This window comes from Micromonospora sp. S-DT3-3-22 (assembly GCF_015354745.1).
Taxonomy (GTDB): Bacteria; Actinomycetota; Actinomycetes; order Mycobacteriales; family Micromonosporaceae; genus Micromonospora; species Micromonospora wenchangensis.
In genome coordinates, this window is the sequence record NZ_JACGMO010000089.1 from 1 (window position 1) to 26,125 (window position 26,125).

The 26,125-nt window shown below is 73.6% G+C and carries 26 protein-coding genes and 1 rRNA gene; 10 read left to right on the forward strand and 17 right to left on the reverse strand.

Translation table 11 applies throughout. The features are described 5' to 3' along the window. The 3 genes from rrf to H1A17_RS23200 all read left to right on the forward strand — a co-directional run. Positions 1–110: ribosomal RNA gene (gene rrf / locus H1A17_RS23190) — 5S ribosomal RNA — on the forward strand; the annotation flags it as partial. A 285-nt stretch (positions 111–395) separates the two neighbouring features. Then, positions 396–986 carry a response regulator transcription factor gene (locus tag H1A17_RS35650; RefSeq protein ID WP_168222495.1) on the forward strand — a complete coding sequence of 197 codons (591 nt, stop codon included), beginning with the start codon at positions 396–398 and terminating at the stop codon, positions 984–986. Positions 987–1,096: 110 nt separating this feature from the next. Then, entirely contained in the window at positions 1,097–1,801 is a 705-nt protein-coding gene (locus H1A17_RS23200) for a response regulator transcription factor (protein WP_228544087.1), read from the forward strand. Positions 1,802–1,891: 90 nt separating this feature from the next. Here the strand turns inward: H1A17_RS23200 and H1A17_RS23205 are convergent, their stop codons facing one another. The 16 genes from H1A17_RS23205 to H1A17_RS23280 all read right to left on the reverse strand — a co-directional run bounded on the left by H1A17_RS23205 (position 1,892) and on the right by H1A17_RS23280 (position 19,727). Next, positions 1,892–3,658: an ABC transporter ATP-binding protein gene (locus H1A17_RS23205; protein ID WP_145919910.1), complete on the reverse strand. Its 1,767-nt coding sequence runs from the start codon at positions 3,656–3,658 to the stop codon at positions 1,892–1,894. Continuing rightward, positions 3,655–5,322: an ABC transporter ATP-binding protein gene (locus H1A17_RS23210; protein ID WP_194822884.1), complete on the reverse strand. Its 1,668-nt coding sequence runs from the start codon at positions 5,320–5,322 to the stop codon at positions 3,655–3,657. The genes H1A17_RS23205 and H1A17_RS23210 overlap by 4 nt, the downstream gene beginning before the upstream one ends. Positions 5,323–5,392: 70 nt before the next feature. Continuing rightward, entirely contained in the window at positions 5,393–5,512 is a 120-nt protein-coding gene (locus H1A17_RS23215) for a SapB/AmfS family lanthipeptide (protein ID WP_067312693.1), read from the reverse strand. Positions 5,513–5,596: 84 nt separating this feature from the next. Then, positions 5,597–5,716 carry a SapB/AmfS family lanthipeptide gene (locus tag H1A17_RS23220; RefSeq protein ID WP_088647629.1) on the reverse strand — a complete coding sequence of 40 codons (120 nt, stop codon included), beginning with the start codon at positions 5,714–5,716 and terminating at the stop codon, positions 5,597–5,599. 69 nt (positions 5,717–5,785) lie between these two features. Continuing rightward, positions 5,786–8,377, reverse strand: coding sequence for a class III lanthionine synthetase LanKC (lanKC, locus tag H1A17_RS23225; protein ID WP_194822885.1), 2,592 nt, complete (start codon positions 8,375–8,377; stop codon positions 5,786–5,788). Between the two features lie 285 nt (positions 8,378–8,662). Further along, entirely contained in the window at positions 8,663–9,361 is a 699-nt protein-coding gene (locus H1A17_RS23230; RefSeq protein WP_145919913.1) for an aspartate/glutamate racemase family protein, read from the reverse strand. After that, positions 9,358–10,659 (reverse strand): FAD-binding oxidoreductase, encoded by a 1,302-nt coding sequence (locus H1A17_RS23235; protein WP_194822886.1) that lies wholly within the window; start codon positions 10,657–10,659, stop codon positions 9,358–9,360. Before H1A17_RS23235 ends, H1A17_RS23230 begins: the two co-directional genes overlap by 4 nt. 11 nt (positions 10,660–10,670) lie before the next feature. Then, positions 10,671–11,546, reverse strand: a complete 876-nt coding sequence (locus H1A17_RS23240) for a family 3 encapsulin nanocompartment shell protein (RefSeq protein WP_145919915.1) — start codon at positions 11,544–11,546, stop codon at positions 10,671–10,673. Between the two features lie 32 nt (positions 11,547–11,578). After that, positions 11,579–12,418, reverse strand: a complete 840-nt coding sequence (locus H1A17_RS23245) for a class I SAM-dependent methyltransferase (protein ID WP_145919916.1) — start codon at positions 12,416–12,418, stop codon at positions 11,579–11,581. Between the two features lie 43 nt (positions 12,419–12,461). Continuing rightward, positions 12,462–13,289: an SDR family NAD(P)-dependent oxidoreductase gene (locus H1A17_RS23250; protein ID WP_145919917.1), complete on the reverse strand. Its 828-nt coding sequence runs from the start codon at positions 13,287–13,289 to the stop codon at positions 12,462–12,464. Between the two features lie 5 nt (positions 13,290–13,294). Then, positions 13,295–14,251 carry a sulfotransferase gene (locus H1A17_RS23255; RefSeq protein WP_194822887.1) on the reverse strand — a complete coding sequence of 319 codons (957 nt, stop codon included), beginning with the start codon at positions 14,249–14,251 and terminating at the stop codon, positions 13,295–13,297. Further along, entirely contained in the window at positions 14,248–15,420 is a 1,173-nt protein-coding gene (locus H1A17_RS23260; RefSeq protein ID WP_194822888.1) for an MFS transporter, read from the reverse strand. Before H1A17_RS23260 ends, H1A17_RS23255 begins: the two co-directional genes overlap by 4 nt. Then, positions 15,417–16,790, reverse strand: a complete 1,374-nt coding sequence (locus tag H1A17_RS23265; RefSeq protein WP_194822889.1) for an aminotransferase class I/II-fold pyridoxal phosphate-dependent enzyme — start codon at positions 16,788–16,790, stop codon at positions 15,417–15,419. Before H1A17_RS23265 ends, H1A17_RS23260 begins: the two co-directional genes overlap by 4 nt. 481 nt (positions 16,791–17,271) lie before the next feature. Then, entirely contained in the window at positions 17,272–17,505 is a 234-nt protein-coding gene (locus H1A17_RS35870) for a hypothetical protein (protein ID WP_194822899.1), read from the reverse strand. A 136-nt stretch (positions 17,506–17,641) separates the two neighbouring features. Then, positions 17,642–19,015 carry a M23 family metallopeptidase gene (locus H1A17_RS34705; RefSeq protein WP_205789029.1) on the reverse strand — a complete coding sequence of 458 codons (1,374 nt, stop codon included), beginning with the start codon at positions 19,013–19,015 and terminating at the stop codon, positions 17,642–17,644. A 118-nt stretch (positions 19,016–19,133) separates the two neighbouring features. Then, on the reverse strand, positions 19,134–19,727 hold the full coding sequence (locus tag H1A17_RS23280) for a LysE/ArgO family amino acid transporter (protein ID WP_145919921.1): 594 nt from the start codon (positions 19,725–19,727) through the stop codon (positions 19,134–19,136). Positions 19,728–19,796: 69 nt separating this feature from the next. On the opposite strand from H1A17_RS23280, the gene H1A17_RS23285 reads away from it, so the two are divergent. Further along, positions 19,797–20,678, forward strand: coding sequence for a LysR family transcriptional regulator ArgP (locus H1A17_RS23285; protein ID WP_145919922.1), 882 nt, complete (start codon positions 19,797–19,799; stop codon positions 20,676–20,678). A gap of 66 nt (positions 20,679–20,744) precedes the next feature. Here the strand turns inward: H1A17_RS23285 and H1A17_RS23290 are convergent, their stop codons facing one another. Continuing rightward, positions 20,745–21,698: a GlxA family transcriptional regulator gene (locus tag H1A17_RS23290; protein ID WP_194822890.1), complete on the reverse strand. Its 954-nt coding sequence runs from the start codon at positions 21,696–21,698 to the stop codon at positions 20,745–20,747. A 100-nt stretch (positions 21,699–21,798) separates the two neighbouring features. On the opposite strand from H1A17_RS23290, the gene H1A17_RS23295 reads away from it, so the two are divergent. The 6 genes from H1A17_RS23295 to H1A17_RS23320 all read left to right on the forward strand — a co-directional run bounded on the left by H1A17_RS23295 (position 21,799) and on the right by H1A17_RS23320 (position 26,119). Next, positions 21,799–22,452 (forward strand): DJ-1/PfpI family protein, encoded by a 654-nt coding sequence (locus H1A17_RS23295; protein ID WP_194822891.1) that lies wholly within the window; start codon positions 21,799–21,801, stop codon positions 22,450–22,452. Positions 22,453–22,461: 9 nt separating this feature from the next. Then, positions 22,462–22,800, forward strand: a complete 339-nt coding sequence (locus H1A17_RS23300; protein WP_194822892.1) for a hypothetical protein — start codon at positions 22,462–22,464, stop codon at positions 22,798–22,800. A 14-nt stretch (positions 22,801–22,814) separates the two neighbouring features. Continuing rightward, positions 22,815–23,762, forward strand: coding sequence for a phosphotransferase (locus H1A17_RS23305; RefSeq protein ID WP_194822893.1), 948 nt, complete (start codon positions 22,815–22,817; stop codon positions 23,760–23,762). Positions 23,763–24,174: 412 nt separating this feature from the next. Further along, positions 24,175–24,849: a DUF6308 family protein gene (locus H1A17_RS23310; RefSeq protein WP_205789030.1), complete on the forward strand. Its 675-nt coding sequence runs from the start codon at positions 24,175–24,177 to the stop codon at positions 24,847–24,849. Next, positions 24,846–25,124 (forward strand): hypothetical protein, encoded by a 279-nt coding sequence (locus H1A17_RS23315; RefSeq protein WP_145919927.1) that lies wholly within the window; start codon positions 24,846–24,848, stop codon positions 25,122–25,124. Before H1A17_RS23310 ends, H1A17_RS23315 begins: the two co-directional genes overlap by 4 nt. After that, on the forward strand, positions 25,121–26,119 hold the full coding sequence (locus tag H1A17_RS23320) for a hypothetical protein (RefSeq protein ID WP_145919928.1): 999 nt from the start codon (positions 25,121–25,123) through the stop codon (positions 26,117–26,119). The genes H1A17_RS23315 and H1A17_RS23320 overlap by 4 nt, the downstream gene beginning before the upstream one ends. Positions 26,120–26,125 lie beyond the last annotated feature (6 nt).

Sequence of the window (26,125 nt, forward strand, 5' to 3'; positions counted from 1 at the left end):
GTCATGGCGGAGGGGAAACGCCCGGTCACATTCCGAACCCGGAAGCTAAGCCCTCCAGCGCCGATGGTACTGCACTCGGGAGGGTGTGGGAGAGTAGGACACCGCCGGACAACCTTTCCAGTCGAGGCCGACCCCCTAAGGGGGTCGGCCTCAACTGCTATACCCGTCGAATCGGGACCTGCCGGACGTCCGGCAGGTCCCGATTCGCTCCTGCCGTCGGCTGATGCATTTCGACCATTTTCCCGCTGGCCGGAAACCGGTCGTCATTCCGACAGTCAGGACTGCTTCGGCCTTGCTTTGGGAAAATATGACGGATGGACGAACTGGCGAGCGGGAAACAGTCATCGTCGGGTCCGGGCCGGGCGGCAGAAAACGATAATCCGACGATCCGTGTCGTGGTGGTGGGGCCCCCGGGACTGTTGCGTACCGCCCTCGCGGCGATCCTGGCCGCCGCTCCCGGGTTCGAGCTGGCCGGGGAGAGCGACCCCGACCACCATCTGACGGACGGTGTCGTCACCCGGCGTCCCCACGTCGTCCTGGTCGACCTCGACGCAATCGAGGACCCCGCCGTGCTCGCCGGACGCTGGCACGCCCGGCTGCCGGAGTGCGCGGTGGTGGTGCTGACCTCCCGGCGGACCGCCCGGGTGCTGCGCCGGGCCCTCGGGGCCCGGGCCCGGGGGATCATCGCCAAGGACGTCCCGCCCCAGGAACTCCTGGACCAGCTTCGTCTGGTCGCCGGGGGGCGGCGGATGATCGACCCGGTGACCGCACTGGCCGCGCTGGACGCCGCCGTCAACCCCCTCAACGAGCGGGAGCGTGAGGTGACCGCCGCCGCCGCGCGGGGCATGTCCACCAAGGAGATCGCCGGCCAGCTGCACCTGGCACCCGGCACCGTCCGCAACCACCTGTCCGCCGTGCTCCGCAAGACCGGGGCCCGTAACCGGTGGGAAGCGGTCCAGCGGGCCCGGGACGCGGGCTGGATCTGACTACCCGTGAGAAGGGGTGTCGGACCAGTTACGGATTCAATAAGATTCCGAACCGTGCGTCATCGACCGCACACATTTCGTCAACACGGGCATGATCTCGGGAGTCGCTTATGGTTCGCACATTGCTTGCCCTCCAGGGCGGGCTGCTCCGGGGCGCACTCGCCCAACTGCTCGCCGCCGAACACGACATCGAAATCGTCGGCGAGGTGGACAGCCCGCACCACCTGCGGGCGGCGGTCCGGGCCGAACGCCCCGACGTGGCCGTGGTCGAGTTCGACATGTTGACCGTGACGGAACTGGTCCGGCTGGCGACTCTGGGCGTCGCGGAATCCGTCGTCGAGACCAGCCCGGCTGCCGGCTACGAGTCCACCGCCACGACCACCGCCCCGGCCCCCCGCCCGCCGACGGAGCCGATGACCGCACCCGTGGGTTCCCTGCTGGTCCTCGTCGAACAGCGACGGGCCGGTCGGCTCGGGCCGGTGCTCGCCGAGCACGGCCACCGGATCGGCTTCCTCAGCCGTGACGTGCCACCCGGCCGGATCGTCGACGGGGTACGGCAGCTCGCCGAGGGACGGGTCGTGCTCGACCCCGACCTGGTGGTCGCCGCCCTCGAGGTCGCCGACAGCCCGTTGACCAACCGGGAGCGGGAGGTGCTCGACGTGGTCGCCGAGGGGCATCCGGTCCAGGAGATCGCCGAACGACTGATGCTGTCGGCCGGCACGGTACGCAACCATCTGTCGCGGATCATGGCGAAGACCGGCGCGCGGACCCGCTGGGAGGCGGTACGGATCGCCCGTGAGTCCGGCTGGCTGTGACCGGCACCCACCCGACCCCGACCCCCGGCACCGCCTCCGGGACGTACCCCCGGGGTGGGTTCCGGACCCAACCCGCGCGGCCCGTGACACCTAGGTGCGGGCCGCCGCCGATGTCCCGTCCGACGCCGTCCAGAAGGTGGCGGTGTCCGACGGCTCCGTCTCGCCGTAGCCGACCAGGGCCCGGTAGGCCGGTGAGCGCCCCAGCAGCCCCTGGTGGGTGTCCAGCAGCGCGGTCCGCCCGTCGAGCAGCAGGACCCGCCGCGCCCGCCGCGCCGAACTGACCCGGTGGGCGATCACCACCAGGGTGCCGGGCCGGGCGGCGAAAGCCGTCTCCAGCCGGGCCTCGGTGGCCGGGTCCAGGTGACAGGTCGCCTCGTCGAGGATGGTCAGCGGGGCGGGGGAGAGCCAGGCCCGCAGCAACGCCACCTGCTGCCGTTCCCCGGCTGACAGGTCCGCCGGGCGCAGCAGCGCGTCGTGCCCGCCGAGCCGGGTCAGCAGCCCGGTCAGCCCCAGCCGGGCCGCTGCCCGGTCCACCACGTCGTCCGGCACGCCGGGGGCCAGGTAGCCGAGGTTGTCGCGGAGCGAGCCGGTGAAGACGTACGCCTCCTGCGGGATGAGCACCCGCCGCTCGGCCAGTTCGCCCGGCGTGGCCCCGGTCACCGGCAACCCTCCGACATGGACGGTGCCCGACTGGGGGTGCAGCACCCCGGCGATCAGCCCCGCCAGGGTCGACTTGCCGATCCCGCTGGCCCCGACGATCACCAGGTGGTCCCCGACGGGCACGTCGAGGTCGAGGTCGTCGAGCACCGGGTCGGCGTGTGGGCCGTACCGGAAGGTCACCCCGCGCAGCGACAACGCCGCCCCGGTGCGCTGCGGCGTGGGGCGGGGCAGCGACCCGGCCGGGTCGGCGTCGGCCGGCGCGGCGGTCCGCAGCAGCCGGTCCAGGGTGACGGCGAACCGGAGACCACCGGCGGCGACGCCCTGCACCAGGCTGTGCAGGGCCGGCTGCACCCCCCGCGTGACGTAGACGAGCGCGCCGAGCAGCGCGCCCGGCCCCAGCCCTTGACGGACCAGCCACGGCGCGGCCAGCAGCAGCGCCGGCACCGGCAGCCAGCCACCCAGCGCCAGGCTCAGACTGCGGGTCGCCGCCATGGTGGCCAGTCGGCGCTCCACCCGGGCCTGCGCGTCGACGGACCCGCCGACCCACCCGGTGACCTGGTCGCGGGCACCGCTGGCGGAGACGTCGCGGTGGCCGGTCACCGCGGTCACCACGGCCCGGCCGAGTTGTTCGTCGGCCAGCACGTACTCCCGCTGCCGGGCCACCATCACCGGCAGCGCCACGGCGAACAGGCCGAGACCGGCCAGCACCGGCACCGCCACCACCAGGGCCACCGGGGCGGCCAGTGAGAACAGGCCGAGCACCGCGGCGCCGAGGGCGAAGAGGAAGCCACGCACCACCATCAGCAGGCCGGCGTAGGTGTCCCGGACCAGTTCCACCTGGTGGGTGAGCCGGGACACCGCCGCGTCGTCGGCCCGGCCGCCGGCCGCGCCGGAAACCGCGCCGCGGACCACCCGGCGCAGCAGGTCGTCGCGGAACGGCTCCACCACCGCGCCGAGCAGCGCGTACGACCGGTTGGTGCCGGCCGCGCCGACCAGCACCGCCAATCCCAGCAGGGCCAGCCAGGCCAGGCCGACGCCGGGCCGGCCGGCCAGGAAGCCGCTGTCCACGGCCCGCGCGGTGAACAGCCCGGACAGGGCGGCCGGCAGCACCTCGGCGGCCGACCAGCCGGCCAACCGCCACAGCTGCGCCCGCCGGTCCCGCAGCGCGGCCCGGGTCACGCCGACGACCGTGGTCATGACCGGAACACCTCCCGGTAGTCGGGGTCGGCCCAGAGCGTCCCGTGCGGGCCGACGGCACGGACCCGCCCGTCGGCCACCCACGCGACCAGGTCCGCGCGGGCGGCCATGCCGAGGCGGTGACTGACCACCACCCGGGTACGCCGGTCGCCCGGCCCGGTCAGCGCCCGGGTCACCTGGTACTCGGTGGCGGTGTCCAGGCTGGACGTGGCGTCGTCGAGGATCAGCAGCCGTCCGGCGCGCAACGCGCGGGCCAGCCCGAGCCGTTGCCGTTCACCGCCGGACATGGCGACCTCGGCCAGCGGGGTGGCGTACCGGTCGGGCAGCCGTTCGACGAAGTCGTGGATGGCGGCGGCGCGGGCCAGCGGCACCGGGTCCGCACCGGCACCGACGGCGGCACCGACCGTGTCGCCGACCAGCACCGGACGTTCGAAGCCGTAGCCGATCGCGGCGTGCAGTGCGGCCGGGGTCAGCTCCGGCAGCGGCACTCCGTCCAGGAGCACCACCCCGTCGTCCGGGTCGCGCAGCCGGCCGGCGACGGCGGCGAGCAGGGACTTGCCCGCGCCGGAGGCGCCGACGACGACCAGTAGCGTGCCGCCGGGCACCCGCAGGTCGACCCGGTCGAGCAGGGCCCGGCCGTCGGCGTCGCGGACGGTGACGCCGCGCAGTTCCAGGGTGCCCGGCCCGGACGGCAGGGGCCGGACGCCGTACGGCCGGGCGGGTTCGGCGAGCACGTCGGCGGCCCGGCGGCAGCCGGCGCGTACCCGGACGGCGGTGTTGAGGGCGGCGACCACCGTGCCGAGGCCCGCGCCGAGGGCGGCGTACTGGATGGCGGCCAGCAGTTCCCCGGGGGTCAACCGGCCGGCGGTCAGCGACAACCCACCGACGGCGACGATCGCGACCTGGAGCAGCGGGTTGAGCACCGCGCCCCGGGTGGCCGCGCCGGCGAGCACCGTCCAGGTCCGTGCCCCGTGCCGGTGCAGCGCGGCCAGGGGGGTCAGCACCCGGTCGACCTCCCGCTCGCCGGTGCCGGCGGCGGCGATGGTGCGCGCCCCGGCCAACGCCTCCACCAGCCGTCCGGCGAGGTCGCCCTGGGCCTGCTGGTAGCCGGCGACGGCGGCGGAGGCGTCGGCGACGAAACCGCGCAGCAGCAGGCCGAGCAGGAGCAGCCCCGTCACGAAGGTGACGCCGAGCCACGGGTCGATCAGGGTGAGCGCCACCAGGCTGCCGACCGGCGGCAGCGCCACGGTGGCGGCCGTGACCAGCGTCGGGGCGGCCTGACCGGCGTCGGCGACCTGACCCACCACCCGGCCGGCGAGGTCACCCACCGGGCGGCGGGTGGCGGCCTGCGGGGCGAGGGCGAACAGGTGCCGGACCAGGGTGTGCCGCAGGTGGGCCACCGACCGGGCGGTGGCCGCGCCGGTGCCGTAGTCCCGCACGACGCCGACGACGACCAGCAGGGCGATCAGCCCGACGACGGCGGCCAGCCAGCGGTCCGGGGAGTCCTTCGGCGCGGTGCCGACGGCGGCGTCGACGGCCCGGCCCAGCACGGCCGGCAGGGCCAGCTCGGCGGCCGTGCCGGCCACGGTGACCACGGCCAGCGTCGGGGTCCACCAGCCGGCCGCGCGGACGGCCCGCAGCAGGAGCCGGTCGGTCGGTGTCATGGCGTCCCCTCCCACGCCGCGCGGCCCCGGACCGGCAGGTGCCGGTCCGGGGCCATGCGATACCGGTCGATCAGTTGCAGGTGGTGACGCTCAGCGAGCTGTCGCCGCAGAGCAGGAGGCTGGCCTGGCTGCCGCCGCCGGTGCGCTCGGTGGCCGGCAGTTCCATCGCCTGGAGGTCGAGCAGAGCCATGGTCTTACCTCTTTCTGTCGGTGTGCGGTACGGATGTGTGCCTGGTGTGAACTCGGTCGGGTCGTCGGGTCGACGACCGTCGGTTCAGTTGCAGGTGGTGACGCTCAGCGAGCTGTCGCCGCAGAGCAGCAGACTCGCCCGGCTGCCACCGCCGGTGCGCTCGGCGGCCGGCAGCTCCATCCCCTGGAGGTCGAGCAGGGCCATGTCTTTCCTCCTTTCCACAGTCGTCGGGTCGGATTGCCCCGGGGTGACCCCCGGGGAGCGGGTGGGCCGTCAGTCGGCCGGGGTGGGGTCACCGGTCGGCGCCAACAGCGGCAACCGGACCGGGTCGGTGGGTCGGCTGGCGGCCACGGCGGCCAGCACGCCGGCGGTGCCGGTGGCCAGGTCCATGGAGAGCCGCAGCAGCTGGTCGCCGGGGAAGGCGGTGCCCCCGGCGTACGGCAGGGCGTGCCAACCCAGCAGGCGGGCCTGGGTGCGGGCCACGTCGTACTCGCCCCGGCCGGCCAGGTAGGCCACGATGCCGGCGCGTCCGGCGAACAGCCCGGACTGGGCGTAGAACGGGAAGTCGGCGCAGCGACGGATCGCGTCGGCCTGCTCGCGCAGGGTGTCGTCGGGCCGGTGGCGCAGGTACCGGTCGAGCACCAGGCCCACCCCGACGCTGCCCTCCGCGAGGTACGGCATGGTCCGCCAGCCCTCGTTGACCTCCAGGTGCCCGTCGTCGCGGCGCACGCACCGGCGCAGGTCCTGCCGCAGCGCCGTCCCGGCGTGGTCGAGCAGCCGCGCGTCGGGTTCCCGTTCGTGCCGGTGCAGCAGCATCAGGGCCGCCCCGGCGCCGCCGCGCATCAGCCCGGCGTACGGGTACCGGCCGCCGCTGACCTCGGCCACCGAGTCGACGTCACCGAGCCGGTCGACGACCAGGTCGACGGCCCGTCGGGCGGCGGTCTCGTAGCGGTCCTCGCCGGTCAGCGTGGCGAAGTGGGTCAGGTTCAGCGCGATGCCGGGCAGGCCGCCCACCAGGTCGTTGCCGAGTTCGGTCCACGGTTCGTCGAGGCAACGGTCCAGCAGCCGGCGGGCCTCGTCGCGGTGGCCGAGCAGGTCCAGCACGTACGCCACCCCGTGCAGCCCGTCGAAGAAGCCGAGCCGGCTGCCGGAGGCGGGTTCCCGGACCCGGTCGATCAGCCAGCGGACGTGGTCGGGGTCGACGGGGGCGCCGGTGGCGTGCAGCGCCCAGAGCACCCCGGCCGCGCCGTGGGCGAGGTTCAGCCCGCCGTCGTTGCCGCTGAACTGCCGGATGTCGCCCGGGAAGAGCCGGTCGTCGCGGTGCGGCGTGGCGCTGGCGGTGATCGCCCGGACCAGCCGGTCGCGCAGGCCGGGCCAGTCGTCCGGGTCGACCCGTACCACGTCCGGGTCCGGCCGGCTCGCCGCCGCAGGTGCCGTCGGGGTCGCCGTGCCGGTGGCCGGCGGGTCGCCGACGATCACCGCGACGGTCTCGTCGAGCACCGCCCGGTCGACCGGGAAGTGCTCGGCCACCACGTCGGCCAGGTGCGCCGCCTTCTCCGGGGCCAGCCGCAGCATCGCGGTCAGCGGCAGGAACAGGGCCAGCCGCAGGCAGGCCAGGGCGTACCGGTCGACGTCGGGGCCGACCCGGTCGCGGGGCGCGGCGAACGCCTGGTTGCGCAGCGCCGGGCGGCTCGCCTCGGCGGCCGGCGCGGCGACCTCGAAGTCGATCAGGGTGACCGCGCCGTCGTCGCCGACCATGATGTTGAACATGTGCAGGTCGCCGTAGACGAGGCCGTGCGCGTGGATGGCCTCGACCGCCTCGGCGACCTGCCGGTGTACGTCCAACGCCCAGCGGGTGTAGTCGGCGCGGTCGGCGTCCGGGTGCACCAGCGGGTAGCGCTGCACCACCACCTGGTTGAGCGGGCGGCCCTCGACGAACTCCAGGGCCAGGAACTCGTGCCCGCCGAAGCTGAACTCGTCGTGCACCCGCACCAGGTGCGGGACGTCGGCGAGCTGCCGCAGCACGGTGGCCTCCCGGCGCAGCCGGGTCACCGCGTCCGCCCCGGTGGCGTCGAGGCCGGCGTACGGGCGGGCCTCCTTCAACACCACCCGGGTGTCGGTCCGGGTGTCCCGGGCCTCGTACAGGCCGCCGCCGTTAGAGAAGTGGATGACCTTCTCGATCCGGTAGGGCAGGTCGGTGGTGCTGGCGGCGTTGCGGGCGGCCAGGTGCGGGGCGAGGAAGTCGGGCAGGGTCACCCAGTCGGGCAGGTGGAACACCGGGTCGCGGCGGTCGGGCACCAGGGTGCCGGTGGCGTCGGCGATGGCCGGCACCACCTGACCCTCGGCGGACAGGCAGTAGCGGGCGGCGAAACCGCCGTAGCGCAGGTAGACCGGGCCGTCGCCGTAGCGCAGGTCGCTGAGGATGTAGGGGCCCCGCTCGCCGTCGAGCAGCGCCGCCAGTTCCTTGGCGGTCAGCTCCAGCTCGGCGTCGTCACGCGGGTAGACGGTGACGAACTTGCCGCTGCCGCCCCGGCGGGCGTACTTGCTGTTGCGCATCAGCAGCATCCGGGGGCCACGCAGGTGCTTGAACGGGATGCCGCGCGGCTCGCAGTAGTCCATCACCTGGGTCAGCACCCGCTCGGCGTTGTCGAGCCGGGCCGAGACGTGGATCTTCCAGCCCTGGGCGGGCAGGGTGCCGCCGACCGGGGCGTGGATCAGCCAGTCGTCCTTGACCTCGCACTCCCAGCCCTCGGGCTGCGGGCGGTCCGCGGCGTAGCCGATGCCGGTGGCGGTGGCGCTCGCGCTGGACAACGAGTCGTAGAAGAGCGGGTCGACCGCGCAGTACGCGTCGTATCTGTCGTCCATCTCGGCTGCCTCCCATCCCCTGATCGGTTGATGTCAATCCTGCGATCGGCGGGCCGTCGCGCACAGTGCGATGCGTCATCGACCGACGGTGAGATTCCGGCCGGAAACTCGTGACAATGGCGGAGTTTGAAATCGTGAATACCGCATCACCTGCGGATCGGCCCGGACGTCGGCCCCGGCCCGCGTGACCGCCGCGCGCCGGGCTACCTGCGGGGAGCCACAAAAAACCGCCGGTCGGCCGGGTCCGTGGTGGACCCGGCCGACCGGCGGAACGGGGAACGCGACCTACCGGCGGTCGGCGTACGGGTGCCGGGCCAGGCCGGCGTGCACCATCGTGGTCAGGGTGACGATGTCGTAGACCGGCACCCCGAGCCTGGCCTGGATCAGGTGCGCGAACGGCACCAGGTCGGTGCACTCGATGACCACCGCCCCCAGGTCCGGGCCGGCCAGAGCGTCCGCCCGCTGCACCACCTCGGCCGCCAACCGGTCGACGTCGAGGGCGTCGCGCCGACCCTCCAGCATCACCTCGCGGAACTCCGGCGCGTCGGCCATCCCGGCCACCCGGATCGGCACGTCCTGCGCGCCGACCGCGGCCAGGTGCCGGCGGGTCAGCGCCGCCGCGTCGGCGGTCAACACCCCGACCGTCCGGCCCGGACCGAGCATCCGGTGCACCATCGGCAGCTGGAGCAGGCTCGACGAATGCAGCGGCACGTCCACGGCGGCGGCCAGCTCCGCCTGGAACAGCACCAGGAACCCGCACGCCCCGGTGATCGCGGCGACCCCGGCGCCCTGCAGGTCCCGGGCGGCCGTGACGAACGGCGTGAGCAGGGTCGGGTCGGCCTCGCGGACCAGCCGTTGCGGGGTGGCCCCCTCGACGACCCGGTACACCACCGGGAAGTCGAACGTCGCCGGGTTGCGGATGTGGCCGGGGATCTTGTCGAAGCTGGTCTGCAGGCAGAGCACCCCGATCGTCGGGGCGCTCACCGGTGCCCCCGCCGGTGCCGGTCCACCGCGAACGTCGCCAGTGGCACGTCCGGCGTCGCCCCGGTGACGAGCTGGGCGAGCAGCCGCCCACCGGCCGGGGCGAGCCCCATCCCGATGTGCCCGTGCCCGGTCGCGACGCTGACGTTGCGGTACGACCCGAGCCGGCCGATCAGCGGCAGACTGTCCGGGGTGCACGGCCGCAGCCCGCTCCACACCTGCACCCGGCCCCGGGTGTCGCACCCCGGCAGGTACGACCGCACGGTGCGCAGGATGCCGTCCACCCGACGCGGGGACACGCCGGTGTCCAGGCCGGTCAGCTCCAGCGTCCCGGCGAGACGTACCCGGTCGCCCAACGGCATGACGGCCACCTTCCCCTCACTGAGCAGGACCGGCAGGGTCGGGGTGGCCGGGCCGGCGTCGACGGTCACCGCGTACCCCTTGGCGGGTTGCAGCAGCAGGCCGACGCCCAACTGCCGGGCGCACGCCACCGACCACACCCCGGCGGCGAGCACCACCTCACCGGGGCGCAGGTCGCCCCGGCTGGTGCGGACCGCGCGGACCCGGCGGTCGACGGTGTCGAAGCCGCGTACCTCGGTGTCGGTGAGGATCTCCACCCCGGCGGCGCGCAGCAGCCCGGCGAAGGCCAGCAGGAACGCCGGGATGCGCAGCGCCGCGCCCTCCTCGTTGAGCAGCGCCCCGGCGACGGCGAACTCGACGCCCGGTTGCAGCCGGGCCAGCTCCGCCCGGTCCACGGTGCGCAGCGGCACCCCCCGGGCCACCGCCGCCGGCACCGACGCCCGCGCCTGCGCGTACCCCTCCGGTGTACGGCAGGCCAGCAGCATGCCGCGGGCGGTGAGGGTGCCGGCGAGGTCGTCGTGGGCGCAGACCTCCCGCAGGATGGCCAGGCTGCGCTGCTTGAGGTCGAGCAGCACCTCGAAGCCGGCGCGGGCCTGCCGTTCGGTGCAGTGCCGGCGGAAGTGCCACAGCCAGGTCAGCAGCTCCCGGTCGGGCCGGGGCCGGACGAAGAACGGGCTGTCCGGGTGGAGCAACCAGCGCAGCCCCTTCGCCGGCACCCCCGGCTCGGCCAGCGGGGCGGCCCCCTGGGTGCCGACGAAACCGGTGTTGCCCGACGAGCAGGCGGCCGGGTCGCCGACCTCGCCCCGGTCCACCACGGTCACGCTCAGCCCGGCCCGGCGCAGGAACCAGGCGCTGAACAGCCCGGCCACGCCCGCGCCGACGACCAGGACGTCGGGATCGGACCGTCCGGGCACGTCGTCCGGCGCGGGCGTCGTCGCCATGTCGGCCCCCGCTACAGGGTGACGACGAAGAAGCAGGTGGGCAGGTTGACCACGACCCGTTCCCAGATCTCGGCGCAGAGCGCCCGCCCCGGCTCGGCGAAGGTGCCCGGCGGCGGCTCGGCGAACCGGATCGTCGACCGGCCGGCGTCGAACAGCACCGCGCCGTGGCCGAAGTCGCCGACGATCGCGGTGCCCGGGTCCACCAACCGGGTCCGGACGATGAACACGCCGTTGTCCTCCACGTCGCGCATCAGGTGGCCCTCGCCGAGCAGCCGGTAGTAGTCGGCCGGGTTGATGATCAGCCCGTCGGCGGTGCTGCCCATCTGCTCCACCTCGTTGCAGGCGGCCAGGATGGTCGACGCGAACGGCGCGGGGTCGGTGAGCCGGCCGAGCTGCGGCATGTTCAGCAGCCCGCCCTCGCCGCGCAGGATGGTGTGGTTCTCGGCGGTGGCCAGCCGCACCACCAGGCGGTAGTCGATGAACTGGGCGAAGCCCACCGGGTCGGCCCACAGTTCGTCGGGCACCTGCACCCAGGCCCGGGTGGTCAGCAGCTCCGGGATGGGGGAGCGGTGGAAGTGGTTGGCGGCCTCCCGGCGCAGGTCCGCGCCGTCCACGGCCGGGTCGCCGGGGCGGGGCGGGCTCTCGTGCCAGTAGAACTCCTGCGGCTCCCGGGACAGGTCCACCACCTTGAGCATGTTCCGCGACGGGTAGCGGGGCTTGCGCCGGGAACTGGTCAGCGAGTCGGTGATGGTGACGTCGTAGTCGACGGTGGTGTCGAAACCGTCCTTGGCGAACGCCTCGACGAACAGCCCGCCGGGCGACATCTGGGTCCTGCGTTCGGCGACGACCTCGGCGATCGTCCGCTTGACGGTGTCGGTGCGCTGCATGACTTCCCCCTGTGGTCGGTTCGGTGTGCGGGTCAGGCCGGCTTGCGGGCGACGAACATGCCCCAGCCGAACTCGCCCCGGTCGATCGCCGCCTGGATCTCGTCGCAGGAGGCGGCGAAGCCGAGGATCCACCGTCGGGCCGCCTCGTCGTCGCTGATGGCGGCCCGCTGCCGGGCGGTCTCCCCGAGCACCCGGTACGTCTGCCGGATGTGCGTGTCGAGGCTGCGGGCGACGGTCACCTCGAACCCGGCCGCCGTCAACGCCTCCCGGTAGCCGTCGAGGGAGTAGCCGCTGCTCCACCGCACCCGGTCGTAGACGTGCCGGCGGGCCGCCTCGCCGACCTCGGCGACGGGTTGCAGGAAGTCGGTGACGGCCAGCGTCCCGCCCGGGGTGAGCACCCGGAACATCTCCGCGTGGCTGCGTGCCTTGTCCGGCACCAGGAACAGTGCGTCCTGGCTGACCACGTGGCTGAAGCTGCCGTCGGCGTACGGCATGGCGGTGGCCGAGCCGTGCTGGAAGGCGATCGGCAGACCGCTGCCGCGTTCGGCCAGTCTGGTCTGGGCGAACCGGACCCGCTCGATGCTCAGGTCCAGCCCCTCGCCCCGGCACCCGGTGTGTTCCGCCAGCCGCAGCAGGAAGTTGCCGCAGCCGCAGCCGACGTCCAGCACCGTCGAGGACGCGTCGATGCCGGCGTCGGCGGCGAGGATGTCGGACGTCCGGTCGGCCGCCGCCGGGTAGTCGGTGTCGTCGGCGTCGGCGAAGTAGCCGGTGTGCAGCACCCCCTCGCTGTCCCAGAAGCTGAGGTACGTCTGGGTGGTCTGGTCGAAGAACTCGGAGACGTCCCGTTCGGTGAACTGGCCGGTCGTGGACATGCGGCACTCCTTCGTGCGCGGGGCGGGCGGGGTGTGGGTGGGGTCAGGCGTAGGTGTCCCTGCCGACCCCGGTCAGGTGGGGCAGGTCCGGGCCGGTCGCGGCGGCCCCGCCGTCGATCAGGTGCACCCCGGCGGTGACGAACGACGCCCGCTCGCTGGCCAGGAAGGCGGCCACCGCGGCCACCTCGTCCGGGCGGGCCAGCCGGCCCACCGCGCTGTGGTGCCCCATCGCCGCCAGTTGGGCCGCCACGTCGCCGTCGGTGGCGAGCCGGGCGGCGGCGCGTTCCATCGGCGGGGTCCGCACCCCGCCCGGGGCGAGCACGTTGACGGTGATGCCGTCGCGGCCGACGTCGACGGCGAGGCCCTGGGCGAAACGGACCAGCGCCGCCCGGGTCACCCCGGAGAGCACCAACGGCCCGATCGGCACGCAGGCGGTCTCGGAGGCGACGAACAGCAGCCGCCCCCAGCCGGCGGCCCGCAGGTGTGGCAGCGCGGCCGTGGCCAGCGCCACCGCCGGCAGCAGCACCCGGTCCACGGCGGCCCGGTAGTCGTCGACGGCGAACCCGCCGGCGGTGCCGACCGGCGGGCTGCCACCGCCCGCCACCAGCACGTGCACCCCGCCGAGGTCGGCGGCGACCGCGTCGACCCAGTCGCGGGCCGCGTCGGGGTCGGTGAGGTCCACACTGGTGGCGCTGACCCGGCCGGTGGCCACCTGGGCCACCTCCCGTTCGGCGGCGGCCAGCCGCTGCGGGTCGCGTCCGCAGATCGCCACCTGGGCGCCCTCGGCGGCGAACTCCTTCGCGCAGGCCAACCCGATGCCGCTGGAACCCCCCGCGACCAGGGCCACCCGCCCCTTCAGTCCGAGATCCACGCCGGTTACCTCCCGTTGTCCGATGTGCTGCCGACCGCCGCCGGGGCGGGGCCGGGGGAGCGGTAGCCGTAGCGGCCGAACAGCGGCCAGGCCAGCGCCGTCGCGGCCCACCGCCGGCCGGGGGACAGGGTGCGCCGCCAACCGTCGTCGGAGTCCCGGATCAGGGTCGGCCCGGTGCGGAACCGGTCCGGGTTGCCGGTGACCGTGTGATTGGTGTGCAGGTGCACCGTGCGGTCGCGCACCGGGTTGCCGGCCGGGTCGGCGGCGCAGAGCCGCAGCAGCGCGTCGACGGTGCCGGCCGGGTCGGCGGTGAACTGCTCGTAGCGCAGGAACATCGACCGCTGCGGGTGCCGGCGGGTGATCGCGGCGGAGGCCAGGTTGAAGCCGTGCCAGTAGCCGGTGCTGCGGGCGGCGGACATCGCGTAGACGTACTGCTTCGGCTCCCGCCACGAGTGCGCCACCGCCCGGGGGTCGCGGACCAGGTGCACGTAGTACGGCCGGATGCCGGGCAGGTGCGCCAGCAGCGCGGCCTCGCCGGGGATCTTCGTGGTGTCCACGATCACCCGCGCGCCGGTCCGCTCGGCGACGCCGTGGTAGACCCGGCCCATCAGGTCGGCGTGCGCCCGGATCTCGTCGTCGTACAGGCCGCGCCGCAGCACCCGCCAGGTGTGCCGGGTACGTACCCGGGACCACTGCCGCCGGATCACCGCCGTGGCGTGCGCGTCCGGGGACGTGTCCTCGGGCCGGCCGATCGGCAGCACCGTCGACCAGATCGGGCAGCCGGTCAACGGCTCGCCGCAGCCGCACCGGTCGTTGACCCCCCGACCGGTGGCGTTCTTCCACAGGAAGTGCAGCTCACCGACGTGGAAGAAACCGGGCACCTCGTTGAGGACGTTGCCGATGATGGTGCTGCCGTTGCGGCACCAGCCGGTGATGCACAGGACGGTCAACGGGTCGCTCATCCGGCGCGTACCTCCGTGGGTGTGGTGGGGCGGCCGATGCGTACCGCCAGGGCCGCCGCGACCAGCGCGCAGGCCGCGCCGACGGCGAACACCGCCGGGTAGCCGAAGCCGGCGGCGACCAGGCCGGTGACCGGCCCCCACACCGCGAGCCCCAGATCCCAGAACGAGGTGTACGCGCCGATCGCCGCGCCCTGCCGCGCCGGGTCGGTCCGGTTCATCACCATCAGCGCCAGCGACGGGTGCAGCAGCGAGAAGCCGACCCCCATGATCACGCTGCCGGCCACGGCGACCGCCAGGTTGGGGGCGACGGCGACGACGGCCAGCCCGACCGCCTCGCCCACCCCGCACCAGGCCGCCACCCGACGTGGGCCGAGCCGGTCGGGCAGGTGCCCGATGACCAGCCGGGTGCCGGCGTAGACGGCGCTGAAGCAGCTCAGCACCACCACCCCGTGTCCGATGTCGCGGGCGTCGAGGTGCAGCACCACGAACGCGGCGAGCCCGGCGTAACCGGCCGCGCCGAAGGTGAGGGCGATCCCGGGCAGCAGCGCCGGCCGCAGCAGCAACCCACCGCCACCGCCCGTCGGGGCGGTCCGGGGCGGCGTCGGCACCACGGCGACCAGCCCGGCGGCGAGAAGCGGCGCGGCGGCGCTGAGCGCCCACACCGCCGGGTAGGAAACCTGTTGCAGGGTCGCGCCGAGGAACGTGCCGGCGGAGATGCCGCCCCACATGCTCACCCCGTACAGGCCGATGAGCTGGCCGCGCCGGTGGTGCGGGGCGAGGGCCACCGTCCACACCGCACCGGCGGTGAACAGGGCGGCCTCACCGGCCCCGAGCAGCAGCCGCACCGCGACCAGCGCGGGCACGCTCAACGGCAGCAGGTAGAGCAGTCCGCCGGCGGCGACGACCAGCGCCCCGGTCAGCATCACCGTGCGGTGGCCGTACCGGTCGGCCAGCGCGCCGGCCACCGGGCGGACCAGCAGCGCGGTCGCCGCCGTCACGGTGACCACCAGGCCGACGGTGAAGTCCCCGGCGTCGTGCCGGTCGCGCAGGAACGCCGGGAGCACCGGGATGACCGCGGTGAGCCCCAGGTAGCCGGCGAACAGACCACCGAAGATGCCCACCATCGCCAGCCGGGGGACCGCCGGGTCCCGGGTCGGGGCGGTGGTCATGCCCGCACCGACTCCACCCCGACGGCCGCCGGCAGCGACACCCCGCCCGCCGGTTCCGGGTCGCCGGGTGGGCGCGCCCCTGCGGCGGCGGCCACCTTGCGGACCGCACGGATCAGCTGGTCGCAGTCGTCGGGGGTCAGGCTGGACGACAGCGGCACGTCGACCGTCTCGGCCAGCAGCCGGGCGGTGCGCGGCAGGGTGGCCCGCACCCGCGCCGGGTCGCGGTCGTCGTACATGAACCGCCAGTTCCAGAAGGCGCGCACGTTGAGGTCGTCGTCCGCGCCGATGTTGCGGGCGTCGATGCCCTCGGCGCGCAGGGCGCGGGCGAACCATCCGGCGTCGCCGCCGGGCACCCGGAACACGAACGCCTCACCGAGGTACGCCCCGGGCGCGACCGGGTTGCGGATCGCGATCCCCGGCAGGTCGGCCAGCGCACCGCTGACCTGGGCGTAGTTGCGGTGGAACAGGGCCAGCCGCTGCGGCAGCCGGGTCAGCTCGGCGCGCAGCAGGGCGGCCCGGATCTCGTCCATCCGCAGGCTGAGCAGGGGCAGGTCCAGCCCGTCGACGGGCGGTTCGGTGTCGGGGAAGTGTCGCCGCAGCCGCCCCTCGTACGCCCCGGACAGCGCCACCGCCCGGCCGAACAGGGTGCTGTCGTCGGTGACCAGGAAGCCGCCCTCACCGCAGTTGAGCGCCTTGTCGGACTGGGTGCTGAACGCCCCGGCCACCCCGAACGTGCCGAGCTTGCGGCCGTGCAGTTCGGCGCCGAGCGCGGGCACCGCGTCCTCGATCAGCGGTACGCCCATCTCGGCGGCGAAGGCGGCCAGCGCGGCGACGTCGGCGGCGAAGCCGCGCATGTGCACCACGAGGATCGCCTTGATCTCCGGCCGCCAGCGGCGGCGCAGGTCGTCGAGGTCCATCCGCAGGTCGTCGTCCACCTCGACCAGGAATGGTCGGCAACCGGCCAGCACAATGGCGCTCGGGGTGGCCACGAAAGTGAATCCCGGGCAGGCCACCAATGCGCCCGGCGGAACGGCGGCACCCATGATCGCCAGCGCGAGCGCGGCGGTGCCACTGGATACGGCGAGGGCGTGCCGGGTGCCGAAATAGCGGCACAGTTCCGCCTCGAACTGCCCGCACTCCGTTTCCGACTCGGCACGGTGGTCGTAGCGGAAGTAGAGGTGGCTGCGGATAGCGCGCATCGCCGCTTCCTCATCCTCCGCGCACACGTGCACCGCGCCCTTGTCATAGGTGGGCCAGGGGGTGTGCCGGACCGGCGGGCCGCCCCGCAGGGCAAGCTGTTCATGCAGCTCAGCGCCGTGTTTCGCCGGCCGGGGCCGGGTCGGCGCGGGATCTTCGTCGTTCCCGTTCACCGGTGTGCTCCTGACTGCCTGCGGCAGTTTTCCCGACTGGTTCGACAGGAAATTGCGCACGGGGCATCCGCCTCGCGGGCAACCGCGTCGAAACGCCGGAACAACTACCAGATCCGACATTTGCGCGGGCCGGGAATCCGGTGAACAACATGATTGCCCTCGGGATGCGGGCCGTCAACCATGTGCCGGGAATGAGTATCGACTTAACACCCGTTGAGGTCAGTCGGCCACGGACCTGGTGGCGGACAGTGACCATTACGAATGACGAATGTCGGGCATTCCGCCGGGCCGCATCGTCCCGGCCTGCCGGTATGCGCTGCCGGCCGCGCGGCGGCCTCCTACCGTGCGTGTGGGCGGCCGGCGCGGCTCGGAGCCGTGCTTCCGCCGAGCAGGCGTTCCGCCCCGAACGGGAGAGGGTGGGCCGGCTCCGGCGGTCGGGGCCCGGGTGGGGCCCGACCATCCAGCCCGGACCCCGTCCCCGCTAACTCTGGGGTGCGAGAACCTGGACCGGGGTGGGACGAGGCTCGTTACCGCCGTCCCCGAGTTGGCCGTGGCCGTTGGATCCCCAGGCGACCACCGTGTAGTCAGGCTGAAGCGCCAGGCTGTGGTAGTCGCCGGCGGGGGAGGGGGCGCGCGTGGTGCGGCCGCGTCCGTGCTGGCTCTTGCGGCGACGGGTCGGGCGGTCGCCGACGACCAGCAGCCCCGGGCCCGACATGGGCGTACGGCCGAGGTGCCCGGCGGGGCGGGCCGGTGGCTGCGCCGCCGGAGGGCTCGGCCTGTCCGGCCGGCGGCAGCCACCGGCCACCGTGCGAGCGGGGTGATCAGCCGGGGCGGGCGGAAACAGGTGACCGTCAGACGGTGTAGAGGACCTTCACGCCGCTGATGGTGGTCGCCGAGACGGCGGTGCCCCGGACGTTGGAGTTGAGGTTGCGCCACCCGTTGTTGCTGGCGGCCTCGTGCACCATCCCGCCGACCACCGTGTAGATGATCTTCACACCGTTGAAGCTGATCGCGGCGAGGGCGTCGGGGCTGACCCCGGAGATGCCGGAGTTGAGGTTGCGCCAGCCGTTGATGCTGTTCGCCTCGTGCACCCAGCCGCCGACGACGGTGTAGATGTACTTGACGCCGTCCAGGCTGATCACGGCGAGGGCGTTGTTGCTGACGCCGGAGATGCCGGTCCACAGGTTGCGCCAGCCGTTGTTGCTGGCCGCCTCGTGCACCAGGCCACCTACCACGGTGTAAATGATCTTCACGCCGTTGTGGTTGATGGCGGCGAGGGCGTTGGCGCTGACCCCGGAGATGCCGGTGTTCAGGTTCTTCCAGCCGTTGGCGCTGGACGCCTCGTGCACCCAGCCGCCGACCACGGTGTAGATGTACTTGACGCCGTCCACGTTGATCACGGCGAGGGCGTTGTTGCTGACGCCGGAGATGCCGGTCCACAGGTTGCGCCAGCCGGTGTCGCTGGACGCCTCGTACACCAGGCCGTTGTTGACCGTGTAGAGCAGCTTGTTGCCGCCCATGACCATGGACGCGGTGGCCGAGCCGGTGATGCTGTTGACCGGCAGCATCTGCCACCCGCTGTGGCTGCCCGACTCGTACACCTGGCGGTTGGCGGCCTGGCCGCAGTTCTGGCTGGTCATGTTCCGGGCCGGCGAGGTGGGGCCGGAGATGTAGAGCGGGCCGGTCGACGGGCTGCCGTCGGAGGTGATGCCGGACGGCACCCCGTTGAAGTACGCCTCGGTCTTGACGCCGTCGCGCGCCTGCTCGTAATGCAGGTGCGGGCCGGTGGAGTTGCCGGTGCTGCCGACCCGGCCGAGCTGCTGGCCGGTCGACACCCACTGCCCGGCGGCCACCATCGGGGTCTCGATCATGTGCAGGTAGAGCGTCCGCCACCCGTCGCCGTGTTCGATGACCACGTACCAGCCGCCACCGCTGCCCCAGCCGGCGAACGAGACGGTGCCGCCGTAGGAGGCGAGGACCGGCCGGCCGTTGCTGGCGCCGCCGGTGAAGGTCAGGTCGATGTCGTAGTCGTCGTGACCGTAGTAGGTGGCCATCCGCCAGGTCTCGCCGCAGGGCACCGGCATCTGGAAGTTCGGCCGGGGGCCGGCGGCCTGGGCCGGGGTGGTCACGACGGCGGCGGCGCCCGCGAGCGCGAGCACCGCGACACCGGCGGTCGCGAGCGTCAGTCGGACGGCGGTGCGGAGCCGGGCGAGTGGACCCGTCATGCGCGGTTCCCTCCAAAGTGGATCACGGGTTGAAGGATGTCGATCCTACGGTCCCGAGGTCCGCCCGGAGGGCCCGCGCCGGTGGCGGATCAGCAACTGTGCGTCTGCCTGCCGCCGGTCAGCCGACGGCGACCGAGACGGCGACGGCCGCCATGATTGCGGCGATCGTCCCGTCGATGACCCGCCACGCCACCGGACGGGCGAGCAGCGGCCCCAGCCGGCGCGCGCCGAGGCCCAACCCGGTGAACCAGGCCAGGCTCGCCGCCGCCGCGCCGGCACCGAACGCCCACCGGTTCGGGTCCTGGTGGGCGACCGTGCCGAGCAGCACCACCGTGTCGAGGTAGACGTGCGGGTTGAGGAACGTGAACGCCAGGCAGGCCAGCAGCGTCGCCCGCAACGTGGCCGGAGGGCGGTCCAACGGGCTGAGAGCGGTGGGGCGCAACGCCCGGCGGGCGGCCAGCACCGCGTACCCCAGCAGGAACGCGACACCGCCCCAGCGGACGGCGACCAGGACGGCGGGCGTCGCGGTCAGCGCGGCCCCCAGGCCGGCGATGCCGGCCGTCATCAGGGTCGCGTCGGCGGCCACGCAGACCGCCACCACCGGCAGCACGTGCTCCCGGCGCAACCCCTGCCGCAGCACGAAGGCGTTCTGCGCCCCGATGGCGACGATCAGCGCGAGGGAGAAGCCGAAACCGGCGAGCACGGAACCCATGGCGGCCACGCTAGGACGGCCGCCTCCTGCACTCCAGCTAAAGATTCTGCACCGGCGTTAAAATCGCTTATGCCGCTCGACCCGGTCCAGCTGGCGACGTTCCAGGCCGTCGTCACCCACGGCAGCTTCGACGCCGCCGCGCGGGCGATGAACGTCACCCCGTCGGCGGTCAGCCAACGCATCAAGGCCCTCGAACAGGCCGTCGGGCAGGTGCTCGTGCGCCGTGCCCGGCCGGTCGTGCCGACCGCCGCCGGTGCCCCGCTGGTCCGCCTCGGCGGGCAGGTGGCGCTGCTGGAACAGGAGGCCCTCGACGCCGCGCGGGGCACCTTGGGCGATGGCACCCGCACCCGGGTCGCCGTCGTGGTCAACGCCGACTCCCTCGCCGGCTGGTTCCTGCCGGCCCTGACCGCCGTCCCCGACGTACTGGTCGACCTGCACACCGACGACGAGGGGCACACCGCGCGACTGCTGCGCGACGGCACCGTGATGGCGGCCGTCACCACCGAACGCACCCCCGTGCAGGGCTGCCGGGTGCTGCGCCTCGGCGCGATGCGGTACCGGGCCGTCGCCACCCCCGCCCTGCACGCCGCGAGCTTCGCCGACCGCGACCCGGCCACCGCGTTCCCGACCGCGACCATGATCCGCTTCGACCGCAAGGACACCCTGCAACACCGCTTCGCCCGTACGCTCACCCGCCGCGACGTCGACCCGCCGACACACTTCGTGCCCGGGACGGCCGCCTTCACCGAGGCGATCCGGCTCGGCCTCGGCTGGGGGCTGCTCCCCGAGGCCGTCGCCCGCCCCGAGCTGACCGCCGGCCGCCTCGTCGAGCTGGCCGCCGGCCGGCACCTCGACGTGCCGCTCTACTGGCAGTACTGGCGGCTGGAATCAGCGGCGCTGGCGGCGTTGACGGGGGCGGTGCGGGCCGCCGCGAGCACCGCACTGCGCTGACGGTGAGCTGGGCGGGCCCTGCCCGACGGCCGGACCACACCGGGGACGGCGCACGAGGGCCCCTGCTCAACCGGGCACCCGCCCGGCGACGAAAGTCCTGCGGTACACCTGCGGCGACACCCCACTGAGCCGCTTGAACTGGACCCGGAAGTGCGCCGGTGAGGCGAAACCGACGAGGTGGGCGATCCGGTCGACGCCGTGGTCGGTGCGTTCCAGCAGCTCCTGCGCCCGGCGGATCCGCACGGCGGCGACCCACTGCATCGGGGTACGGCCGGTCTCCTCGTGGAAACGGCGATTGAGCGTACGCACGCTGAGCCCGGCCCGGGCGGCCACCTCGGCCAGGGTCAGCCGCTCGTCCGCGTGCGACTCCAACCATTCCAGGACCGGGCCGAGACCCACCCCGCCGGGGTCCACGCCGGGGCGCACGATGAACTGCGCCTGCCCCCCGTCGCGGTGCAGCGGTGCCACGGCCTGCCGGGACGCGTCGGCGGCGACCGCGGCACCGTGGTCACGGCGGACCAGGTGCAGGCACATGTCCACACCTGCGGTCGCCCCGGCGGAGGTGACGAACTGGCCGGTGTCGACGTACAGCACCTCCGGGTCCACCCGCACGGCCGGGTACGTCGCCTGGAACCGCTCGGCGGCGGCCCAGTGCGTGGTGGCCCGCCGACCGTCGAGCAACCCGGCGGCGGCCAGGGTGAACGCGCCCACGCAGATCGAGCCGATCCGGACGCCGGCGGCAGCGGCGGAACGCAGCGCGTCCAGCACCGCGCCGGGCACCGGCGCGGTCGGGTCGTACCGGCCGGGCACGATGACGGTGTCGGCGGCGGCGAGCGCGTCGAGGCCGTGGTCGACGGCCAGCCGCAGCGGGCCGGCGTCGACGACCGGCTCGCTGCCGCAGACCAGCACCCGGTAGCCGGCCCGGCCGCCCGGCAGCCGTACCCGACCCAGCACCTCGATCGGGGTGGCCAGGTCGAACGCGATCGTGCCCGGGAGCGCCAGGACCAGCACGGTGTGCACAGCGGCACCTCCTCAGGATCGACGAACGCGGCACGAAACAGTCGGACGATGGCAATCCTGCCACTGGCCGGGTCAGGCGGTGAGGTCGAGGATCGGTGGCATGTTGGTACAGATCGTGTTGTTCGACGGGTTCGACCCGCTCGACGTCGTCGCGCCCTTCGAGGTCCTCGCCGCCGGCGGCGACACCGTCGGGGGTGCCCTGACGGTGGAACTCGTCTCAGCGGAGGGCCCGAGGGAGGTGGTCAGCGGCACCCGGGGCCTGACGCTGCGGGCGACCGCGCCGCTGGACCCGACCCGGTCGGGTTACGTCGTGGTGCCCGGTGCCAGCGGTCCGAGCACCGGCGACCCCGACGAGGGCGTGGTGACGATCCCCGTGCTGCTGTCCCGGTTCGCCGACTCGGCGGCGGTACCGCTGCGCGCCGCCCTCGACAACCCCGACGTGACGGTGGCGGCCGTCTGCGGCGGGTCGCTCGCCCTGGCCATGGCCGGCCTGATCGAGGGCCGCCACGCGGTGACCCACCACCTCGGCATGGACGTGCTCGACGCCACCGGCGTACACGCGGTGCCGGCGCGGGTCGTCGACGACGGCGACCTCGTCACCGCGGGCGGCGTCACCTCCGGCCTGGACCTCGGGCTGCACATCCTGGAACGGGAGTTCGGCCCCCGGGTCGCGCACGCCGTGGAAACCCTCTTCGCATACGAGCGACGCGGCACCGTGTGGCGTGCCGCCGGCCACCTCCCCGTCCCGGTCTGAGGAGAAACGGTGGTACATCCCGTCATCGGCACCTGGGACGTCAGCCTGAAGACCCCCATCGGCACGCTCCGCGCCACCTACGTCTTCCACGACACCGGCGGGGTGCCCGCCGGCACCGCGTCGACGGCGGCGGAGACCGTGGCGCTGGTGGCGGTGACCTGTGCCGACGCCCGCGTGACCTGGCGACAGTCGGTGACCCGTCCGATGCGCCTGCACCTCGACTTCGACGTGGTGGTGGACGGCGACACCCTGGCCGGTCACTCCCGGGCGGGGCGGCTGCCCCGCACCGTGGTCACCGGCACCCGCCGCCCACCCGGGGACGGAGATCCCGACCAGCCGGCGGCGTGAGGGAGGATCGGGGTATGCAGAGCTTTCTGACCCCGGAGCAGATCGCCCACCGTACCCGCCGTGCGGTCGACGCGGCCGTCCACGCCGGACGCGCCCGGGGGCTCGACGTGACCGACGCCCGCGTGCTCTACGAGGCCTTCTCCGTGGTCGTGCACCTCGCGCCGTCCCCGGTCGTGGCCCGGGTGCCCACCGTCCTGCCCGGTTATGCGGACCTGGACAGTGTGGCCGGTCGGCAGCGGGCGGAACTGGACGTGACGGGATGGCTCGCGGAGCGGGGCGTTCCGGTCATTGCGCCCAGCCCCCTCGTGCCCCGCGAACCTGTCCGACACGACGGGTTCTCGATGACGTTCTGGCAGTTGATCGAGCTGGCCCCGGCCGGGGAACCCGACTATGTGGCGAACTGCGGCCTCGTACCCGAGCTGCACGCCGCCCTGCGCGACTATCCGGGTGAGCTGTCCTTCCTGTCCGCCGCCGAGCCGCAGTTCGTCGAGGACGGCCTCGTCGCGCTCGACGGCCAGCCCGAGCTCATCGACCCGGCCGACCTGGACCGCGCCCGCCGCGAATGGCAGGTGCTGGCACCACTCGTACGCTCCCGTGAACTGTTCGAGAAGACGTTCCCCGGGGTCGACCTCCAACCCGTCCACGGAGACTCACCGGTCGTGAACATGGTTGCCGGGGTGGACGGCTACCGCTACGCCGACTTCGAGATGGTGACGCTGGGGCCCGTCGAGTGGGACGTCGTCGGCGTCGGTCCGGAGGGTGAGGCCGCCTACCGGCGTGCGGCGCAGCGCCGGAACCTGCGGGACCTCGACGAGGACGTGTTGCGCTTCGTGACGGCGGTGGGGATGCTGCGGGGCGTCGCCTGTCTCGCCCTGGCCCCCGAGTTGCCGATGCTGGCGGACGCCGTCGGCGGCATGCTCGACCAGTGGCGGTCGACGCCGTTCGCCGGAGGGCTCGGCTAGCGGGTGGCAACGAGCCGCGTGATCCCTGCTCAGCTGGTTGTCATGTTTCTGACGCGACAACGGATGCCATCGATGCAGATGACGATGTGCACCCGCTCCCCGGTATCACTGACGGTGCGAAAGCGCAGGTACGCGAGGACTGCGGTGGCATTCTTCTCGGCCGTTCACGAGCGAGGGCAGCGCCGTGCCGTGGTGTTGCCCCACAGGTCGTCGATCTGGTTGTGTTGCCGGATCAGGGATGGTTCCGGCACTGCACCTGGCGTCGATGCACCGCGCCCCGAATCCGTGCATGTGGACCACCGGGTCAACGTTCGTGGTCAGCGTCCGCGAGGTCGGGCCGGTGTCCGGAGCGACCCACCCCGCTCGTACCTGTCGTTCGCTGCTGGTGAGCACGAGCCCTCGAAGGAGAAGCGTGCCGCAACCCCTGACTCTCGCCGAGATGTTGGCCGTACTCGATGATCCCCGGTCGGTTTCCGACCTGCACGGTTACTACCTCGCCACCGGCGACGCGGCGTTCACCGGCGGACAGTTCGACCAACTCGGTGGTGGCGGCAGCCGCCCTGAGACGGCTGGTGCCGTCACCGCCGAAGACCTCGTCGCGGTGGAACTGCTCGGTGTGCGGGTGCCCCCACGGCGGGCACTCGACCTGTTGCAGGGGCAGCTCGGTGAACGGATCGCCGCCGAACTGGCAATGGTCCCGGTCGACGTCGCGTTGGGTACCGATGAGGCGTACCCACTGGTGGTGTCGGGCGGTGCTGCGGACGCCGCGTGGCGGGCGCTGCGTGACGCGGACGGCATCGGGTGGGTCATCGCCGGCAAGCTGCTCGCCCGCAAGCGTCCGAAGCTGGTGCCGGTGTACGACACGGTGGTGTCCTGCGCCTACCGCACCGGCACCGGCTTCTGGGAGTGGCTGCACGGCAGGTTCCGCGAGGAGGAGGGCGTGTTGGGGCAACGGCTGCACGCACTGCACGAGAAGGCGGGCCTGCCTGAGGCGGTGAGCCTGCTCCGCGTCCTCGACGTGGTGTTCTGGATGCGGCACCGCCACGAGCACAGCAGCAACCACTGTGCAGGAATCCGCCTGCGATGAGCCAGGTCGAGCGGGAGTTCACCGTACGCCTCTGGGGTCTGAAAGAAGATCAGTACGCCGACATCGTCAACGCGGTGTGGATGCAGTTGCGGGCGATCGACTGCGACTTCACCGTCACCCCGGACGGGCACGAGAAGGCGGCTGCACTCGACGCCCGTTGGGACGGGTACAGCAAGGTGTCCTGGGCAGAGGGTGGGCGGGGCGGGACCCCGCAGGCCAAGGCAGCCCGCGCCCACCGGGCCCGCAACCGGCGCTCCGCCGGTGCCGGCGAGTGACGACGCGACAGTCGAGGGCCAGCCGACCCGAGGGATGCATCTGCGTCAACTGCGGCGACACCGTCGAAGGCCGGGCGAACACCCGCCACCGTGGCCCGGACATCGCCTGGTTCGCCCACTGCCACCCATGCGCCGCCCTGGTCGCCGAACAGGTGCAACCGCTCGGCCTGCTGCCGGGCGGGGGCGTCGACGTCTACCAGTGCCGCAGCTGCGGCAGCCTCCGGGTCTGCCGTACCGGCTGGCGGACCCGGTGCCACATCTGCCTGGACGAGCGGTCGGCCGGCCTGAGCCTCGCCGCCGGCGCACGCCTGCTGGCCCGGCTTCCTGACGAACCCGGACTCGCGGACCGGGTTCGCCGCTTCGCAGGCCTCGCCGACCCCGAGCCTGTCTCCATCCGGGCCGCCGCCGAGTTCCAGGCGGCGATCGCCCTCGGCGAGGAACTCGACAGGCGGCGCCGCGACGGCTGGGCCGACCTGGCCGGCGACGTCCACGGCCTACCGTGGTACGGCGAACGGCAGGCACCCTTCTCGCACGGGACCTGGGGACTGCACCTGCGCTGCGACTCGTGGCAACGGCTGCGCGACCGCAGCTGCGCACAGTGCCCGCCCGAGCCCGAGGACCGCACCTTCGCCGCACTCCGCGACACGCCGTACCTGCTGTATCTGGTGCGGCATCGCGGATTGCTGAAGTTCGGCGTCGGCGGGGCGAGCCGGGTACGGCAACACCTGCGGGCGGGCGCCCAACTGGTCGAGGTCGTCGAGGGTCGGCACGCGGACGTCATCGAGGCGGAGGCGGTCCTCAAGCGGCAGAAGCGGGCGGCGGGGGAGCCGTTGCGCTGGTGGCGTACCCGGCGGATGCCGGAATCGTTCGGAGCGGGCACCGAAGTGGTCCGGAACGGCGTACGGATCAGGCTCGGCGACTACCTGCGTGACGGGATCGACGTGACCAGCCGATTCACGAGCGCCCCCGGTACGACGCGGGACAATGCACGATGATCCGCA

Excerpts from the sequence above, each read along its gene's own strand:
- H1A17_RS23305 (WP_194822893.1), top strand. The coding sequence starts at position 22,815 with ATGCAGAGCTTTCTGACCCCGGAGCAGATCGCCCACCGTACCCGCCGT.
- H1A17_RS34705 (WP_205789029.1), bottom strand. The coding sequence starts at position 19,015 with ATGACGGGTCCACTCGCCCGGCTCCGCACCGCCGTCCGACTGACGCTC.
- lanKC (WP_194822885.1), bottom strand. The coding sequence starts at position 8,377 with ATGGACGACAGATACGACGCGTACTGCGCGGTCGACCCGCTCTTCTAC.
- H1A17_RS23295 (WP_194822891.1), top strand. The coding sequence starts at position 21,799 with ATGTTGGTACAGATCGTGTTGTTCGACGGGTTCGACCCGCTCGACGTC.
- H1A17_RS23260 (WP_194822888.1), bottom strand. The coding sequence starts at position 15,420 with ATGACCACCGCCCCGACCCGGGACCCGGCGGTCCCCCGGCTGGCGATG.
- H1A17_RS23280 (WP_145919921.1), bottom strand. The coding sequence starts at position 19,727 with ATGGGTTCCGTGCTCGCCGGTTTCGGCTTCTCCCTCGCGCTGATCGTC.
- H1A17_RS23240 (WP_145919915.1), bottom strand. The coding sequence starts at position 11,546 with ATGCAGCGCACCGACACCGTCAAGCGGACGATCGCCGAGGTCGTCGCC.
- H1A17_RS23315 (WP_145919927.1), top strand. The coding sequence starts at position 24,846 with ATGAGCCAGGTCGAGCGGGAGTTCACCGTACGCCTCTGGGGTCTGAAA.
- H1A17_RS35870 (WP_194822899.1), bottom strand. The coding sequence starts at position 17,505 with ATGTCGGGCCCGGGGCTGCTGGTCGTCGGCGACCGCCCGACCCGTCGC.
- H1A17_RS23255 (WP_194822887.1), bottom strand. The coding sequence starts at position 14,251 with ATGAGCGACCCGTTGACCGTCCTGTGCATCACCGGCTGGTGCCGCAAC.
- H1A17_RS23210 (WP_194822884.1), bottom strand. The coding sequence starts at position 5,322 with ATGACACCGACCGACCGGCTCCTGCTGCGGGCCGTCCGCGCGGCCGGC.
- H1A17_RS23205 (WP_145919910.1), bottom strand. The coding sequence starts at position 3,658 with ATGACCACGGTCGTCGGCGTGACCCGGGCCGCGCTGCGGGACCGGCGG.
- H1A17_RS23285 (WP_145919922.1), top strand. The coding sequence starts at position 19,797 with ATGCCGCTCGACCCGGTCCAGCTGGCGACGTTCCAGGCCGTCGTCACC.
- H1A17_RS23235 (WP_194822886.1), bottom strand. The coding sequence starts at position 10,659 with ATGGCGACGACGCCCGCGCCGGACGACGTGCCCGGACGGTCCGATCCC.
- H1A17_RS23200 (WP_228544087.1), top strand. The coding sequence starts at position 1,097 with ATGGTTCGCACATTGCTTGCCCTCCAGGGCGGGCTGCTCCGGGGCGCA.
- H1A17_RS23220 (WP_088647629.1), bottom strand. The coding sequence starts at position 5,716 with ATGGCCCTGCTCGACCTCCAGGGGATGGAGCTGCCGGCCGCCGAGCGC.
- H1A17_RS23215 (WP_067312693.1), bottom strand. The coding sequence starts at position 5,512 with ATGGCTCTGCTCGACCTCCAGGCGATGGAACTGCCGGCCACCGAGCGC.
- H1A17_RS23245 (WP_145919916.1), bottom strand. The coding sequence starts at position 12,418 with ATGTCCACGACCGGCCAGTTCACCGAACGGGACGTCTCCGAGTTCTTC.